The sequence below is a fragment of the Pseudomonas sp. PME37.24/006 genome, assembly GCF_055556635.1.
In genome coordinates this window covers 296710-311725 of the sequence record NZ_JBVHNL010000004.1, presented here as the reverse complement: position 1 = coordinate 311725, position 15016 = coordinate 296710, and the positions used below count along the sequence as shown (strand labels likewise).

General features: G+C 62.7%; 17 protein-coding genes. 13 read left to right on the top strand and 4 right to left on the bottom strand.

Going from position 1 to position 15016, the window contains the following annotated elements; genetic code table 11:
* Positions 1-7 precede the first annotated feature (7 nt).
* The 5 genes from ACZ3GY_RS17560 (at position 8) to ACZ3GY_RS17540 (ending at position 4337) form a co-directional block, all read left to right on the top strand.
* The gene (locus ACZ3GY_RS17560; RefSeq protein WP_463562607.1) at positions 8-1024 is read left to right on the top strand and encodes a Bug family tripartite tricarboxylate transporter substrate binding protein; all 1017 of its coding nucleotides are present in this window, start codon (positions 8-10) and stop codon (positions 1022-1024) included.
* Positions 1025-1091: 67 nt separating this feature from the next.
* A complete protein-coding gene (locus tag ACZ3GY_RS17555; protein ID WP_463562606.1) occupies positions 1092-1583 on the top strand; it encodes a tripartite tricarboxylate transporter TctB family protein in 492 nt (163 codons plus the stop codon).
* Positions 1584-1585: 2 nt separating this feature from the next.
* Positions 1586-3124, top strand: a complete 1539-nt coding sequence (locus tag ACZ3GY_RS17550; protein WP_465911317.1) for a tripartite tricarboxylate transporter permease — start codon at positions 1586-1588, stop codon at positions 3122-3124.
* Entirely contained in the window at positions 3121-3900 is a 780-nt protein-coding gene (locus tag ACZ3GY_RS17545) for an SDR family NAD(P)-dependent oxidoreductase (RefSeq protein ID WP_465911316.1), read from the top strand. The genes ACZ3GY_RS17550 and ACZ3GY_RS17545 overlap by 4 nt, the downstream gene beginning before the upstream one ends.
* Positions 3897-4337, top strand: a complete 441-nt coding sequence (locus ACZ3GY_RS17540; RefSeq protein ID WP_463562604.1) for a GlcG/HbpS family heme-binding protein — start codon at positions 3897-3899, stop codon at positions 4335-4337. The genes ACZ3GY_RS17545 and ACZ3GY_RS17540 overlap by 4 nt, the downstream gene beginning before the upstream one ends.
* A 41-nt stretch (positions 4338-4378) precedes the next feature.
* Here the strand turns inward: ACZ3GY_RS17540 and ACZ3GY_RS17535 are convergent, their stop codons facing one another.
* Positions 4379-4639, bottom strand: a complete 261-nt coding sequence (locus tag ACZ3GY_RS17535; RefSeq protein ID WP_465911314.1) for a DUF4282 domain-containing protein — start codon at positions 4637-4639, stop codon at positions 4379-4381.
* A 148-nt stretch (positions 4640-4787) separates the two neighbouring features.
* Here ACZ3GY_RS17535 and ACZ3GY_RS17530 point away from each other — a divergent pair, with 148 nt between their 5' ends.
* Positions 4788-5453: a glutathione S-transferase family protein gene (locus ACZ3GY_RS17530; RefSeq protein WP_465911313.1), complete on the top strand. Its 666-nt coding sequence runs from the start codon at positions 4788-4790 to the stop codon at positions 5451-5453.
* On the opposite strand, the gene ACZ3GY_RS17525 is transcribed toward ACZ3GY_RS17530, so the two are convergent.
* Genes ACZ3GY_RS17525 through argH form a run of 3 tightly spaced genes read right to left on the bottom strand, consistent with a single transcriptional unit; the run spans position 5454 to position 7910 of the window.
* Positions 5454-5933 carry a GNAT family N-acetyltransferase gene (locus tag ACZ3GY_RS17525; protein ID WP_465911312.1) on the bottom strand — a complete coding sequence of 160 codons (480 nt, stop codon included), beginning with the start codon at positions 5931-5933 and terminating at the stop codon, positions 5454-5456.
* A 28-nt stretch (positions 5934-5961) separates the two neighbouring features.
* Positions 5962-6513, bottom strand: coding sequence for an AAA family ATPase (locus ACZ3GY_RS17520; protein ID WP_465911310.1), 552 nt, complete (start codon positions 6511-6513; stop codon positions 5962-5964).
* Positions 6514-6515: 2 nt separating this feature from the next.
* Positions 6516-7910, bottom strand: a complete 1395-nt coding sequence (gene argH, locus ACZ3GY_RS17515) for an argininosuccinate lyase (RefSeq protein WP_465911308.1) — start codon at positions 7908-7910, stop codon at positions 6516-6518.
* Between the two features lie 217 nt (positions 7911-8127).
* Between argH and ACZ3GY_RS17510 the strand changes: the two genes are divergently transcribed.
* The 7 genes from ACZ3GY_RS17510 to rsd all read left to right on the top strand — a co-directional run bounded on the left by ACZ3GY_RS17510 (position 8128) and on the right by rsd (position 14976).
* On the top strand, positions 8128-9204 hold the full coding sequence (locus tag ACZ3GY_RS17510) for a sensor histidine kinase (protein ID WP_225839611.1): 1077 nt from the start codon (positions 8128-8130) through the stop codon (positions 9202-9204).
* The gene (locus ACZ3GY_RS17505; protein ID WP_463562598.1) at positions 9201-9947 is read left to right on the top strand and encodes a LytR/AlgR family response regulator transcription factor; all 747 of its coding nucleotides are present in this window, start codon (positions 9201-9203) and stop codon (positions 9945-9947) included. The genes ACZ3GY_RS17510 and ACZ3GY_RS17505 overlap by 4 nt, the downstream gene beginning before the upstream one ends.
* Positions 9948-10045: 98 nt before the next feature.
* Complete coding sequence (gene hemC / locus ACZ3GY_RS17500; protein ID WP_463562597.1) at positions 10046-10984, top strand: hydroxymethylbilane synthase; 939 nt, start codon at positions 10046-10048, stop codon at positions 10982-10984.
* Positions 10981-11754 (top strand): uroporphyrinogen-III synthase, encoded by a 774-nt coding sequence (locus ACZ3GY_RS17495; protein ID WP_465911307.1) that lies wholly within the window; start codon positions 10981-10983, stop codon positions 11752-11754. The genes hemC and ACZ3GY_RS17495 overlap by 4 nt, the downstream gene beginning before the upstream one ends.
* 16 nt (positions 11755-11770) lie before the next feature.
* Positions 11771-12916 carry a uroporphyrinogen-III C-methyltransferase gene (locus ACZ3GY_RS17490; RefSeq protein WP_465911306.1) on the top strand — a complete coding sequence of 382 codons (1146 nt, stop codon included), beginning with the start codon at positions 11771-11773 and terminating at the stop codon, positions 12914-12916.
* Positions 12913-14187: a heme biosynthesis HemY N-terminal domain-containing protein gene (locus tag ACZ3GY_RS17485; RefSeq protein WP_465911305.1), complete on the top strand. Its 1275-nt coding sequence runs from the start codon at positions 12913-12915 to the stop codon at positions 14185-14187. Before ACZ3GY_RS17490 ends, ACZ3GY_RS17485 begins: the two co-directional genes overlap by 4 nt.
* A 327-nt stretch (positions 14188-14514) precedes the next feature.
* Positions 14515-14976: a sigma D regulator gene (gene rsd, locus ACZ3GY_RS17480; protein WP_465911304.1), complete on the top strand. Its 462-nt coding sequence runs from the start codon at positions 14515-14517 to the stop codon at positions 14974-14976.
* Positions 14977-15016 lie beyond the last annotated feature (40 nt).

The following is a 15016-nucleotide window of genomic DNA, read 5'->3' as shown; positions in this document are numbered from 1 at the left end:
GCTCGTTATGCTCGTTAACCATGCACCTCGCATGTCGCAGTCTTCTACCCTCGGCAAACTGCTGAGCCGCGCCGGCTGCAAGCTGGCCGCACTGACCCTGGCGCTGGGCCTGGCTATGCCGGCGATGGCCGCCGAATGGCCGAGCCGCCCGGTGAGCATTATCGTGCCGGCCGGCGCGGGCGGAGGCTCCGACGGTACTGCCCGTATCCTGTCCAAGTACCTCAAGCAGGAGCTGGGGCAGCAGTTCAACGTCATCAACCTGGGGCAGGGCGGTGGCGTGGTCGGCATCCAGAAAATCATCAGCTCCAAGGCCGATGGTTATACCCTGGGCATCCTGTTCAACTATGCCCACTACAAGGAAATGGGCCAGGCCGACTTCAAGGCCAGCGACTTCACGCCCATCGGCCAGTACAACTTCGACCTGGCCGGCTTCCAGGTCAATACCGACTCACCCTTCACCAGCCTGCGTCAGGCGCTCGATGCGCTGAAAGCCGACCCCGCCAAGTACACCATCGCCTGTGCTGGCGGTTGCGGCGGCTCCTGGCCGATGGCCGTGGCCGGGCTGCTGGATGCCTGGCAGGTCGATCTGCAGAAGATCCGCATGATTCCCGGCCAGGGCGCCGCTGCGGCGATGCAGGACCTGGCTGCCGGAGGCGTCGACTTCGTGCCGTGCTCGCTGCCGGAGGCCGATGCGCTGCTGCGTTCCAACAAGGTGCGCAGCCTCGCGGTATTCGGTTCCGAGCGCCAGGCTGCCTACCCGGATGTGCCGACCCTGAAAGAGGAAACCGGTCTGGATCTGGAGCTGGGTTCGTTCCGTGCGCTGGTGGCACCTGCCGGCCTGCCGGACGACATCAAGGTCAAGCTTGAGGCCACTCTGGAGAAAATCTACAACGACCCCGAATGGCGCAAGGAAATGGAGGCCCGTGGCTTCCGTCCGCAGTGGCGCAATGCCGAAGCCTTCGGTGAGTACCTGGAGCAGCACACCCGTGACGTCCAGGCCCTGATCAGCAAGCTCAATCCGTAATCGCTGTGCCACCCGCCTGCTCGTAGAGGGCAGGTGCGGTGCATCGGTTGGTCGACAGGAGCGCAGCATGAAACTCAGCGACATCACTCTCGGGGTGCTCTTCACCCTGCTTGGCCTGGGCGTATTGCTCAATGGCCAGCAGATGAAAGTGTCCCCATTCTTTCAGTACGGGGCGGGGTTCTTCCCGTCCATCATCGGCGGTTTGCTGGCCTTGTGTGGCGTGATCTTGCTGGTCAAAGGTGTACGCCTGGCACGCAGTTCGGAGGGTGATGGTTTCTGGCTGGTGCAGGCTGAGCCCTGGTTTCGTAACCGCGAGCAACTGATCAACGTTGTGTTGGTGCCCTTGCTGGTGCTGGCCTTGGTGGCGACCATCGAAACCGTCGGTTTCCCGCTGTGCAGCGTGATAGTGGTCGGTGTGCTGTGCCAGCGTTTCAGTGGTCGGCCGCTGCTGTCGTGGGTGACCGCTGTGCTGGTCACTCTATTCCTCTACCTGTTCTTTCAGCAGGTGATGAGCGTGCAGTTGCCCATGGGCTTTCTAACCGACTACCTAGGAGGCTGAGTGTGGACGCGATAATCAATGCTTTCGGCATGGTGATGACGTTCGAAGTCCTGGCGGTGATGGTGGTGGCTGCCATCTACGGGCTGTTCGTCGGTGCCATCCCTGGCCTCACCGCTACCATGGCCGTGGCGCTGATGGTGCCGGTGACCTTCTTCATGGATCCGGTGCCAGCAATCGCCGCGATCGTCACCATGGCGGCCATGGCGATCTTTTCCGGTGATCTGCCGGCGGTGTACATGCGCATGCCCGGCACACCGGCTTCGGCGGCCTACACCGAGCCTTGCTATAGCCTGGCGCAACGTGGCCTGGGCGAATACGCCCTGAGCATGAGCGCGATCAGTTCGGCAATCGGCGGCAGCATCGGCGTACTGGCACTGATTCTGTGTGCGCCGTTTCTGGCCGAATTCGCCCTCAATTTCAGCTCGTTCGAATATTTTTGGCTGGCCTGCATGGGCCTGACCGCTGCCATTGCGGTGTCCGACAGCTCGCCGGTCAAGGGCGCAGTATCGCTGCTGCTCGGTTTGCTGGTGGCCAGCGTGGGGTTGGATCCGGTGTCTGGCGAGGCGCGCTTCACCTTCGGCAATGCCGACCTGCTCGGCGGCCTGGGTTTTATCCCGGTGATCATCGGTCTGTTCGCGGTGGCGGAGATTCTGCGTTTCTGCACCCGCAACAGCCGCGCCGGCAACTCCCGGCAGGCCGCGCTGGTGCCGCAGAAGCCCATGTTGCTGCAGGCGCTGCGCGACATTTTCAAGTACAAGGTGGGCGTTGCTCAGGGTTCATTCGTCGGTGTGCTGGTAGGTATTCTGCCGGGCGCCGGCTCCGATGTGGCGGCATACATTTCCTACGCCATGTCCAAGCGCGCAGCGGCCAAACGCACCACGCCGGATGAGGTCAACATGGCCAAGATCGTCCCGGCTACCGCAGCCAATAACGCGGCGGTGGGGGGGAGCTTCATCCCGGCCACGGTGTTCGGCATTCCTGGCGACTCGCTGACCGCCATCGTCATTGGCGTGCTGTTCATGAAGGGCCTGAACCCGGGGCCGACGATCTTCACCGAGAACGCCGACATGATCAACGCGGTGTTCCTGGCCTTCCTGCTCGCCAACATCCTGCTGATTCCCTTCGGTTTTCTCGCCATCAAGCTGTTCAAGCGTGTGCTTCAGGTGCCGCAGAGCATCCTCATGCCGGTGATCCTGGCGTTCTCTATCGTCGGCGCCTTCGCCGTGGAAAACACGTTGTTCGCCATCGTCACCATTCTCGCCTTCGGCATCGTCGGCTTCCTGATGGAAGAGAACGGCTTCCCGTTGGCGCCGATGATTCTCGGCATCGTTCTCGGGCCGATGCTCGAGGAAACCTTTATCACCTCGATGATGCGCGCCCAGGGCGACCTGATGGTGTTCTTCGAACGTCCGGTCTCCCTGGTGCTGGCCATCATCACCCTGTCGCTGTGGATGTTGCCGCTGCTACTGCGCGTGCTCAAGCGCCGTGCCGGCATCGCCCCGCAACCACCTGCTCATCGCAAAGAGGAATGTACCCAATGACTTTCAATGACCTGCGCGGCAAGCGCGTACTGATCACCGGCTCCACCCTGGGCATCGGCCTGGCTACCGCGCGTGCCTTCGCCAAGCTTGGCGCCCATGTCGGCATCACCGCGCGCAACACGCCGGCCGATCTTGATGCACTGCTCAGCGAGCTGTCGGCCGATGGCGGCCAGGCTGCGTTTTTCGCCGGCGATCTCGGTAAAACCGACGCCTGCGTGGCCACGGTCGCGGCGTTCGTCGAACGCTTCGGCGGCATCGACGTGCTGATCAACAACGCCGGTGCGCTGCTGGAGCGCCGTGGTCTGGAGAACATCGACGACGCGTTCTTCGACGCTATGACCGACGTTAACCTGCGCTCGGCACTGATGGTCACCCGTGAGGCTATTCCGCATCTGCGCGCTTCGGCCAAGGCCAGCGGGCAGAGCGCGGCGGTGATCACCACCGGCTCGATCGCCGCGCATGGCGGTGGCGGCCCGGGTGCGAGCCTGTATGCGGCAGCCAAAGCCTGGCTGCACAATATTCAGCGCAACTGGGTGCGTGAATTCACCCCGGCCAATGTCCGCTTCAACATTGTCTCTCCGGGCACCGTGGACACCGCCTTCCATGCCGACAAGGACGACGCCGCACGCGCTGCGGTCAGCACCACCATTCCCATGGGCCGCTTCGGCACTCCGGAAGAAATGGCACCGTCGTACCTGTTCCTTGCCTCTCACGCCTGCAGTGGCTACATCACTGGTCAGGTGCTCGACGTTAACGGCGGGCAGGCGATGCCATGAGTGCGCCAGTCGCGTTCGCCCCTGGGGTGTTGAGCTATGGCATGCCTATCGGCCTGGCGCTAGCGCAGCACATTGCAGCGGCTGCCGAGCGGGAGGCCCGCGCCAATGGCTGGCCGATGGTGATTGCCGTGGCCGACAGCGGTGGCCATCTGGTGCTGTTGCACAAGCTCGATGAAGCGGCGCTGGGCAGTGTCGAGGTGGCGATCAAGAAGGCTTCCACCGCTGCGCTGTTCAAGCGCTCTACCAAGGGCTTCGAAGAGACCCTGGCCACCGGTGGAGCGGCACTGCGGCTGTTGTCGATGCACAACGCTATTCTGCTGGAGGGCGGTGTACCGCTGGTGCAGGACGGTAAGGTCATCGGCGCCATTGGCGTGTCGGGGATGCACCCGACTCAGGACGGGCAGGTAGCGCTGGCAGGAGCCGCAGCGCTGGAGTAGCTGCAGCGCCCGCGCATGCAAGGTGCGCGGGCGTGCTCACATTACGCGCGGTTGGCGATCTTCTGCAGGTTTTCGTGGATCTTGAACAGCACGATCATCAGCTCGCACCAGATACGCGCGCCGATGGCACCGCCGATCAGGGTGCCGAGGCCACCGAGAAAACTGCCATAACCGCTGAACATCATCGTCAGGCCACTGACCACCACGCTGAGCAGCAATAGCCAGTAGACGAAGGTGATGATTTTCGGGGTGAGCATCGCGTCGAAGAAGAACAGGTTCTTCATGGTGTAACTCCAGTCCATGGTAGGGATTCCCGAGCGTCGAGCCCGAGGCGGCGGCAGAGTAGCAGGCCAGAGCGGCCGCAGCCAGTTGGCCTGGAGCACTCGTGGTAAAGCGCCTGAAATGAGGTTAGCGTGCTCGTCCCGGCTGTCTATCAGAGGATACCTATCCATGCTCAGGCTCCACGGTTTCGCCGTCAGCAATTACTACAACATGGTCAAGCTCGCCCTGCTGGAAAAGGGGCTGCCCTTCGAAGAGGTGCGTGCGTACGCATCCCACGAAGAAGCCTTCCTGGCCATCAGCCCGCGGGGCAAGGTGCCGGTGCTGCAGTGCGACGAGGGCTTTATCAGCGAGACTTCGGCGATCCTCGAGTACCTCGAGACGCAGGGGCAGGGCCCCGCGTTGTTGCCGCAGTGCGCGTTCGAGCAGGCCAGGGTGCGCGAGCTGGCCAGGCACATCGAACTGTATATCGAATTGCCGGCGCGATACTGCTACGCCCAGGCGTTTTTCGGCATGCAGCTGGATCCGGCGATTCTCAAGAAGGGCCGCGAGGAGTTGCTCGCCGGTATCGCCTCGCTCAAGCGCCTGGGCAGGTTCTCGCCTTATGTGGCCGGTGAACACCTGAGCCTGGCCGACCTGTACTTCCTGTACAGCCTCGACCTGGCCGCCGCCGTGGCGCACAAGCTATTCGAGATCGATCTGCTCGCCGATTTTCCCGAGGCCCGTACGCTGCTCGAGCGCTTTGCCACGAACCCCAATGTACAGCGCATAGCGGTGGACAAAGAGGCGGCATTTGGGCCGTTCATGGCGCACATGAAGGCACGCCTGGCCGGTTGATCAGCCGGCGGCGAAGCTCGTCAGGGCTTCGCCAGTGAGGCGGTAGCCGATCCATTCGTTCTGCGGTTTCGCGCCGATGGAGTCGTAGAAGTCGATGGCCGGCTGATTCCAGTCCAGTACCGACCACTCGAAACGCCCGCAACCACGCGCCACCGCCAGTTTGGCCAGGTGGCGCAGCAGCGCCTTGCCTGCGCCAACACCGCGCTGTTGCGGGGTGACGTAGAGGTCTTCCAGATACAGGCCGTGCTTGCCCAGCCAAGTCGAGTAATTGAAGAAGTACACGGCGTAACCGATGGGCTCTCCGTCCAGCTCGCAGATCAGGCCATGGGCCGTGCCACCCTCGGCGAACAGACTGCTCTCGATGCCGGCAACGTCGGTCTTGACCTCATGCTCGGCCTTTTCGTAGATGGCCAGGTCGGTGATGAAACGCAGGATCAGGGCGGCGTCTTCGCGCACCGCAGGGCGAATGTTGAGTGACATCTCGTTCTTCCTGAAAGAGTGAATAGTGTTATCGAATGGTTACGTCAGTCAGCAGGCTGGTCAGGAAACGTTCGACTGCCTGGCGTGAATCCAGTCGCAGGTAATGACGATGAGCCGGGGCGTTGCGCATTTCTTCGCCGTAACGCTGCCGGTAAATGGCATGACGCGTCCAGGCCCAGACGAGAATCGACTGTTCGGGCTTGAGGCTGAACAGGTTGCTCCAGCGCTCGCGGTTGCCGTTCCACAGTACCTGGCGGCTGAACAACCGTCGCAATGTGCGCCACAGCACTTGGCGCATCACGGTTGGCCGCGGTAAATCCAGCCAGATCACCATGTCCGTGCGCTCCAGCACCAGAGGGCGAGCCGAGGAGTAGTTGCCTTCCACGACCCAGCCATCGCCCTCTATCGCCTCGGCGACCTGTGCCTGAAACTGCTCAGTGGGCAGGGTTTGCCAGTCGGGCTGGTGATACAGCGCATCCAGCTCGACATGGCGATAACCAAGCTGCCGTGCCAGGCGGCGCGACAGCGTGGTCTTGCCCACGCCCGAACAGCCGACCACCGAAATGCGTCGGCCGGCCATCATCAGCGCGAGGCGAGCAGGGCCCGACCACGTTCCACAGCCAGGCGTACCTGGCGTGGTGCGGTGCCGCCGATATGGTCACGGGCGTTCACCGAACCTTCCAGGGTCAGTACGGCAAACACATCCTGTTCGATCTGATCGCTGAAGCGGCGCAGTTCTTCGAGGCTCATCTCGGCCAGATCCTTGCCACTGTCCACACCGTACTTCACCGCATGGCCGACGATTTCGTGGCAGTCACGGAACGGAAGGCCCTTGCGCACCAGGTAGTCGGCGAGATCCGTAGCGGTGGAAAAGCCGCGCAGGGCCGCTTCGCGCATGATGGCGTGCTTGGGCTTGATCGCCGGAATCATGTCGGCGAAGGCGCGTAGCGAGTCGCGCAGGGTATCGGCGGCGTCGAACAGCGGCTCCTTGTCTTCCTGGTTGTCCTTGTTGTAGGCCAGCGGCTGGCCTTTCATCAGGGTCAGCAGGCCGGTCAGGGCGCCGAACACGCGGCCGGTCTTGCCGCGTACCAACTCGGGTACGTCCGGGTTCTTCTTCTGCGGCATGATCGAGGAGCCGGTGCAGAAACGATCCGGCAGATCGATGAACTGAAACTGGGCGCTGGTCCACAGCACCAGCTCTTCCGAGAAGCGCGACAGGTGCATCATGGCGATGGAGGCGGCCGCGCAGAATTCGATGGCGAAATCGCGATCCGACACGCCGTCCAGTGAGTTGCCACCCACGGCGTCGAAGCCGAGCAGTTCAGCGGTAATTTCACGCTGGATCGGGTAGGTGGTACCCGCCAGTGCGGCGCTGCCCAGGGGCATGCGGTTGGTGCGCTTGCGGCAATCGACCAGCCGTTCGTGGTCACGGCTGAGCATTTCGAACCAGGCCAGCAGGTGGTGGCCGAAGGTTACCGGCTGGGCGGTCTGCAGGTGTGTGAAGCCAGGCATGATGGTTTCGGCTTCACGCTCGGCCTGCTCCAGCAGACCCTGTTGCAGGCGGGTGATCTCGGCGAGGATCAGGTCGATCTCGTCACGCAGCCACAGGCGGATGTCGGTGGCCACTTGGTCGTTGCGCGAGCGGCCGGTGTGCAGCTTCTTGCCGGTCACGCCAATGCGGTCGGTCAGGCGCGCCTCGATGTTCATGTGCACGTCTTCCAGGTCGACGCGCCAGTCGAACTGGCCAGCTTCGATTTCGCTCTTGATCTGGGTCAGGCCGTCGATGATCGCATCGCGCTCCGCATCGGTCAGCACGCCCGCCTTGGCCAGCATGGTGGCGTGGGCGATGGAGCCCATGATGTCGTGGCGATACAGGCGCTTGTCGAACTCCACCGAGGCGGTGAAACGGGCGACGAAAGCGTCGACGGGCTCGCTGAAGCGGCCGCCCCAGGACTGATTGGTTTTTTCGTTGCTCATGGTCTGACTCGGCTGTATGCAGGTGCGGACGGGCCGGAAGTTTCCGGCACGACGGAAAAGTCTGCTGATGATAACAGACACGTCGGCCCGCGCAGCGGCTCGGGCGAGTGTTGGCTGGATCACAATTTGATCAGCAGTAACGCATTTCGGTGGGTTATTTCGCCCGCTTGCGGTGGGCTCTCTTGCTCGCTTCGAGGCGCGCGCGGACACTGCGGCGATGAACACCAATCGAAAAACCTCGACCCCCTCCGCGCCCGATGATTTCTTCGTGCCCGAGCTGTGCCAGCCCGAGGCGCTGCTCACCACCGTACTGCTCGCCGAACTGCTGGTGCTCGTGCTGGTACTCGCCGAGCCGATGCTGCCCGGTTTCGACTGGGTGCGCCTGGCGCTGACGTCGTTGTTCGTGCAGTGGATCGTACTGTTGTCCTCGGCGCTGCTGTGCCGCTTGCGGCCCCTGCTCGCCCGGCTGCAGGCCATGTGGGCCGGGGCGGCGTGCTGCGCCCTGGTGGTCGGCCTGACGCTCGGCTGTACGGCGGTCGCCGATTACTACGACCTTGGCGGGCCGCTGCCCCACGAGGGCGAGGTGAACCTGTACCTGCGTCATGCCCTGATCAGCCTGATCATGTCGGCACTGCTGCTGCGCTATTTCTATCTGCAAAGCCAGTGGCGGCGCCAGGAGCAGGCCGAGCTGCGCGCGCGCATCGAGTCATTGCAGGCAAGGATCCGCCCGCATTTCCTGTTCAACAGTTTGAACAGCATCGCCAGCCTGGTTGTCACAGACTCTGTCAGGGCGGAACAGGCTGTGTTGGATCTTTCCGACCTGTTTCGTGCAAGTCTGGCCAGGCCCGGTACCCTCGTAAGCTGGAGTGAGGAATTGGAGCTGGCGCAGCGATACTTGTCGATCGAGCACTATAGGCTCGGCGAGCGACTACAGTTGCAATGGGAGATTGATGAGGTTCCCGCGGATTTACCCATTCCGCAGCTGACTCTGCAGCCGCTGCTGGAGAATGCTTTGATCTATGGTATCCAACCACGTATCGAAGGGGGACTGGTGCAGATATCGGCCAATTACATCGACGGTGTGTTCCATCTCAGCGTCAGCAATCCATACGAGGACAGCGGTACGCCTTTGGTCTCGCGCGGTACCCACCAGGCGCTTGCCAATATCGACGCGCGTCTTGCGGCACTTTTCGGTTCGCAAGCCAGTCTCAGCGTGGAGCGTCGTGATGGCCGACACTACACCCGTCTACGCTACCCATGTGCAAGACCCATGCAGGAAGCCAGATCATTATGAATGTCTTGATCGTCGATGACGAACCCCTTGCCCGAGAGCGCTTGAGCCGCATGGTTGCCGCGCTGGAGGGTTATCGTGTTGTCGAGCCCTCTGCGAGCAACGGTGAAGAGGCACTCGCTCTGGTCGAGAGCCTCAAGCCCGATGTGGTGCTGCTCGATATCCGCATGCCAGGCCTTGATGGTCTCCAGGCTGCTGCTCGGCTTTGCGAGCGTGAAGCACCACCCGCGGTGATCTTCTGCACCGCTCATGATGAGTTTGCCTTGGAGGCGTTTCGGGTCAGTGCCGTGGGTTATCTGGTTAAACCAGTACGCCCCGAGCATCTCGAAGAGGCCCTGAAAAAAGCCGAGCGTCTCAATCGCGTGCAATTGGCTGCACTCACCCGTCCCGCTGCAGAAAGTGGCGTTGGCCCGCGCAGCCATATCAGCGCCCGCACCCGCAAGGGCATCGAGCTGATCCCGTTGGATCATGTGATCTATTTCATCGCTGACCATAAGTACGTGACCCTCCGTCATGAGGGCGGTGAAGTGCTGCTGGACGAGCCGCTCAAAGCGTTGGAAGACGAATTCGGTGACCGTTTCGTGCGCATCCACCGTAACGCCTTGGTGGCTCGTGAGCGCATCGAGCGACTGCAACGCACGCCACTGGGGCATTTTCAGCTCTTCCTGAAAGGCCTCAATGGTGATGCGCTGGTAGTCAGTCGTCGTCATGTGGCGGGTGTGCGCAAAATGATGAATCACATCTAGGACGCGCACCGACTAGGGCGACGGGTCGCAGGAGGCTTCGGGCTGGCGACCCGAGAGCCTGTTATCATCGGTGGCAATTGGTTTTCTGGAATTGCCCCATGCCCCGCGAAATTCGCATCGCAACGCGCAAGAGTGCCCTGGCCCTTTGGCAGGCCGAATACGTCAAAACTCGTCTTGAGCAGGCCCACCCGGGGCTGCTGGTGAGCCTGGTGCCGATGGTCAGTCGCGGCGACAAACTGCTCGACGCGCCGCTTGCGAAGATTGGTGGCAAGGGGCTGTTCGTCAAGGAGTTGGAAACCGCGCTGCTGGAGGACCAGGCCGACATCGCCGTGCATTCGATGAAGGATGTGCCGATGGACTTCCCTGAAGGCCTTGGGCTGTATTGCATCTGCGAGCGCGAAGATCCGCGCGATGCCTTCGTCTCCAACCATTTCGACAGCCTCGACGCACTCCCCCAGGGCAGCGTGGTCGGCACGTCGAGCCTGCGTCGTCAGGCGCAGTTGCTGGCGCGTCGTCCCGATCTGAAAATCCATTTCCTGCGCGGCAACGTCAACACTCGCCTGGCCAAGCTGGATGCCGGTGAGTACGACGCCATCATCCTCGCGGCGGCTGGTCTGATTCGCCTCGGCTTCGAGGCACGCATCCGCGATTCCATCGCTATCGAACACAGTCTGCCCGCAGGTGGTCAGGGTGCGGTCGGCATCGAATGCCGAGTTGGCGATGCCCAGCTGCAGGCCTTGCTGGCGCCGCTCAATCACACCGCGACCGCGCTGCGGGTCACTGCCGAGCGAGCGATGAACAAGCGCCTCAATGGCGGTTGCCAGGTGCCTATCGCCTGCTACGCGATTCTCGAAGGCGAGCAGCTGTGGTTGCGCGGCCTGGTCGGCGAGCCCGATGGCAGCAGTTTGTTGCGTGCCGAGCAGCGCGGTGCTGCGGAGGATGCCGAACGCCTGGGTATCGAGGTGGCCGAAGCGCTGCTGGCCCAAGGGGCTGGCGAGATTCTGCAGGCCATTTACGGCGAGGCTGCTGCCGAGTGAGTGCGTGGCGCCTGCTGCTGACGCGCCCCGAGCAGGAATGCCAGGCGCTGGCGGCGGCGCTCGCCGGCGAGGGCGTCCACGGCGCCTGCCTGCCGCTGCTGGGCATCGAACCGCTGCCTGAAACCCCGGAACAGAGCGCAATCATCTGTGACCTGCCTCGCTATACCGCGGTCATCGTGGTCAGCAAGCCGGCTGCGCGTTTCGGCCTCGATCTGCTTGACCGCTATTGGCCGCAGCCGCTGTCTGATCAACCCTGGTTCAGTGTCGGTGCTGGAACCGGGCAGATTCTCATCGACTACGGGCTGCCTGTAGCCTGGCCAGAAGGTGGTGACGACAGCGAGGCCTTGTTGGCCTTGCCAGCACTGCAAACGGCGCTGCAGGATGCGTTGTTTCCCCGGGTGTTGATCATTCGTGGCGAGGAGGGGCGCACCCTGCTGGCCGAGCGTTTGCGAGGCCAGGGCGTCGAAGTCGACTACCTGCCGGTCTATCGTCGCGTGCTGCCGGGTTATCCTGTTGGCACCCTGCAGCGGCTATTTAAGGTGGAACGCTTGAATGGTGTGGCGGTCAGCAGTGGGCAGGGTCTGATGCATCTGCGCCAACTGGCAGCGGATGACTGGCCGCAGCTGGCGCAACTACCCTTGTTCGTACCCAGCCCGCGAGTCGCCATCATGGCCGGCGAGATGGGTGCGCTGAATGTTGTGGATTGCCGTGGTGCTGATACCGCGGCGTTGTTGGCGGCCTTGCGTGCGCAGGCTTCGCCCGACTTGTGAAGCAAAGGATGGATACGTGAGCGAAGCGACTACCCCGAAAGAGCAGGAGCAGCCTGTACAACCCGCCCTCGAATCTTCTCCGGCTGCCGGCGAAGCCAGGCCCGCCTCGCGGGGCTCTGCGTTGGCGGCCGTGGCCCTGCTTATCGGCGCGATCGGCGTCGGTGTCGGTGGCTGGAGCGCCTGGCAACTGCGTGCCTTGCAGACCGACGCGGCGCAGCAGTCAGGGCAGCTCGAGGAGGCGCGTAGCCAGACCCAGGCGCTGTCGCAGCGTACCAACAGCCTCGACAACCGCTTTGGGCAACTGCCGACAGTTGAAGAGCTGGAAGAGCGCCGTCGCCTGGTGGCCCAGTTGCAGGGGGATCAGCAACTGCTCAACCAGCGCCTGGAAACCGTTCTCGGCGCCAGCCGTCAGGACTGGCGCCTGGCCGAGGCCGAACATCTGCTGCGTCTGGCTAGTCTGCGCTTGTCGGCGTTGCAGGACACCAACAGCGCCACGGCGCTGGTGCAGGCGGCCGACGAGATTGTCCGTGATCAGGATGACCCGGCAGCGTTCGCGGCTCGCGAGCAACTGGCCAGGAGCCTGGAGGCGCTGCGCTCGACCGAAAACCCGGATCGTACAGGGCTATTCCTGCAACTTGGTGCCCTGCGCGAGCAGGCGTCGCAATTGAACTCGCTGAATCCGAAATTCGTGGCAGACGGTGGTGTGCTCGGTGAACTGGCTGCGGACAGCGCGCCAGGCACCTGGTGGAGTAATGGTCTGCAGACGCTGTCGCAGTACTTCCGTCTCGATTTCAATGCCGATCAGAACATTCGCCCGCTGCTTGCCGGGCAAAGCCTGACCCAGGTACGCCTGGCACTGAGTCTTGCGCTCGAACAGGCGCAGTGGGCGGCGCTGCACGGCGAGACCCAGGTCTATCGTCAGGCGCTGCAGCAGGCTGGCGAGGTACTCGACGCCAACTTCAATCGTGACAATCCCGATAGCCGTGCCCTGCGCACGCGGGTTGGCGAACTGGTCGACAAGCCCATCGAAGTCGAGGTGCCCGAGCTGACTCAGTCACTCAACGCGGTGCAGGCCTACATCGAGCACAAGCAATCGGCACGTGAGCGTCTCAAGAATGCGCCGACCGATGAGGCAGCTGGCAACGAGGAGGAGCGCCCATGAAGCGCGTTTACCTGCTGCTGCTCGCCCTGGTGGTGATCGGTGGCCTGGCGCTGCTTGGCCTGGCCATCTCCGAACACAAGGGCTATGTGCTGTTCGCCTACCAGGGCTTCCGCTACGAGTCGACGCTGTGGGCATTCGTGCTGCTGATCGTGGCGGTATGGCTGACGCTGTGGCTGCTGCGCCTGGTCATTCGTGCGTTGTTGACATCGCTTGGGCTGGTCAATCCCTGGTCGCGCCTGCACCGTGAACGCCGTGTGCGCAGTGCCTCGGAACATGGCTTTCAGGAGCTGATCGAGGGCCGCTGGGCCAAGGCCCAGACGCACCTGAGTCGAATCGCGCGCAATGAGCCGCAGCCGCTGATTCACTACCTCGGCGCCGCGCGTGCCGCCCACAATCTCGAGCATTACGAGGAAAGTGATGCGCTACTGGGCGAGGCGCTGGAGCGTCAGCCGAATGCCGAGCTGGCCATCGCCCTGACCCATGCCGAGCTGCAACTGGCGCGTGGGCAAGTGGAGACCGCTCAGGAAACCCTGCTGGTGATGCAGGAGCGCCATCCGCGAAACCCGCAGGTGCTGCGCCAATTGCAGGATCTGTACGTGAGACGTGGCGACTGGCAGGCACTGCTCAAGCTGCTGCCGGTGTTGCGCAAGGAGAAAGCGCTGGCTCCTGCCGAGCTGATGATGCTGGAGCGTCGTGCCTGGCGTGAATACCTCACTGCCATAGACCTGAACGCTGCCGATGAAAGCACCTTGCCTTCGCTGGCGCAGGCCTGGGAGCGACTGTCGCCCAACCTGCGCGGCGAGCCCGAACTGCTTGCGGTATATGCCGATCGTCTGCGTATGCTGGGGGCCGAACCGGGGGCCGAGGAATTGCTCAGCAAGGCACTGAATCGCGAATACGACAGTCGCCTGGCGCGTCTGTACGGCCTGCTGCATGGCCGTGATCCTGCCCGCCAATTGCAGGCTGCCGAGGGCTGGCTGAAACAGCACCCCAACGATGCCGGCTTGCTGCTGACCCTTGGTCGTCTGAGCCTGCATAACCAGCTGTGGGGCAAGGCCCGCGATTATTTCGAGAGCAGCTTGACCTTAGAGCGTCATCCGGAAACCTGTGCCGAGCTTGCACGGCTGCTCGCGCAACTGGGCGACGTGGAACGTAGTAACCGCTTGTTTCAGGAAGGTCTCGGCCTGCTCGATCGCCGCCTCAGTGGGCAGGTCGTCAGCGTTCCCGCGGTCGCTACCGTCGAGCCGCACGCTGTGCGCCCTGCAAGTTGACCCGTGATGACCTGCCGGTCCTGCACCGGCGTTTATGACGAGGCGCTTTGATGCCTTGGGTGAGGGCCCACAACCTGAGCCGAAATGAGTGTTCGGACTGCAATACGAATCATGCTAGTGTCCAGACTCGGCTGCACGTTCAGGGATCGGTACGTGACGCTTTCGTCGTTGTCGGTGCACGAGCAGGGCTCACACCAAAGCGGCAGCAGGTGAATGCTGCCGATAGGGGCGATCAGCCAACTTCCGATTCGGGGCGACGACGACTTGCTGAACGATGATCGTTGCCCGGATGCCTACAGGAAATACCGATAAGGGAGGGAGATCACCATGCTCGAAAGTTGCCAGAATGCACAGGAACGGTGGGGCGGCGTAAACCTGTTGATCGATCGTTGGTTGCAGGAGCGCGCTGAACTGATCAAGGCCTACGCAGCCATTGACGATGTCAGTGACAAGGCCGTCATGCAGCGGTTCTGCGAAATCCTCGTTGACTACGTTTCCGCCGGGCATTTCGAGGTCTACCAGCAACTTACCGAAGAGGCCCGAGCGTTCGGTGACCAGCGCGGTCTCGAGCTGGCCAAGCAGATCTACCCGCGCCTCGAAGTGATCACTGAAGCTGCACTTGCATTCAATGATCGTTGCGATGGAGGCGACTGCGGTGACATCGATGCGGTGAGTGCCGAGCTCAAGCGCCTCGGTCAAATGCTGCACGAGCGTTTCGAGCTTGAAGACTGCCTGATCGAAGTGTTGCACACTGCCCACAAACAGCAGGCCACCGCTGCCGCTGTATGACGACCAACGCCGCGCGAGTTCGCGGCGTTTTCGTCTCCTC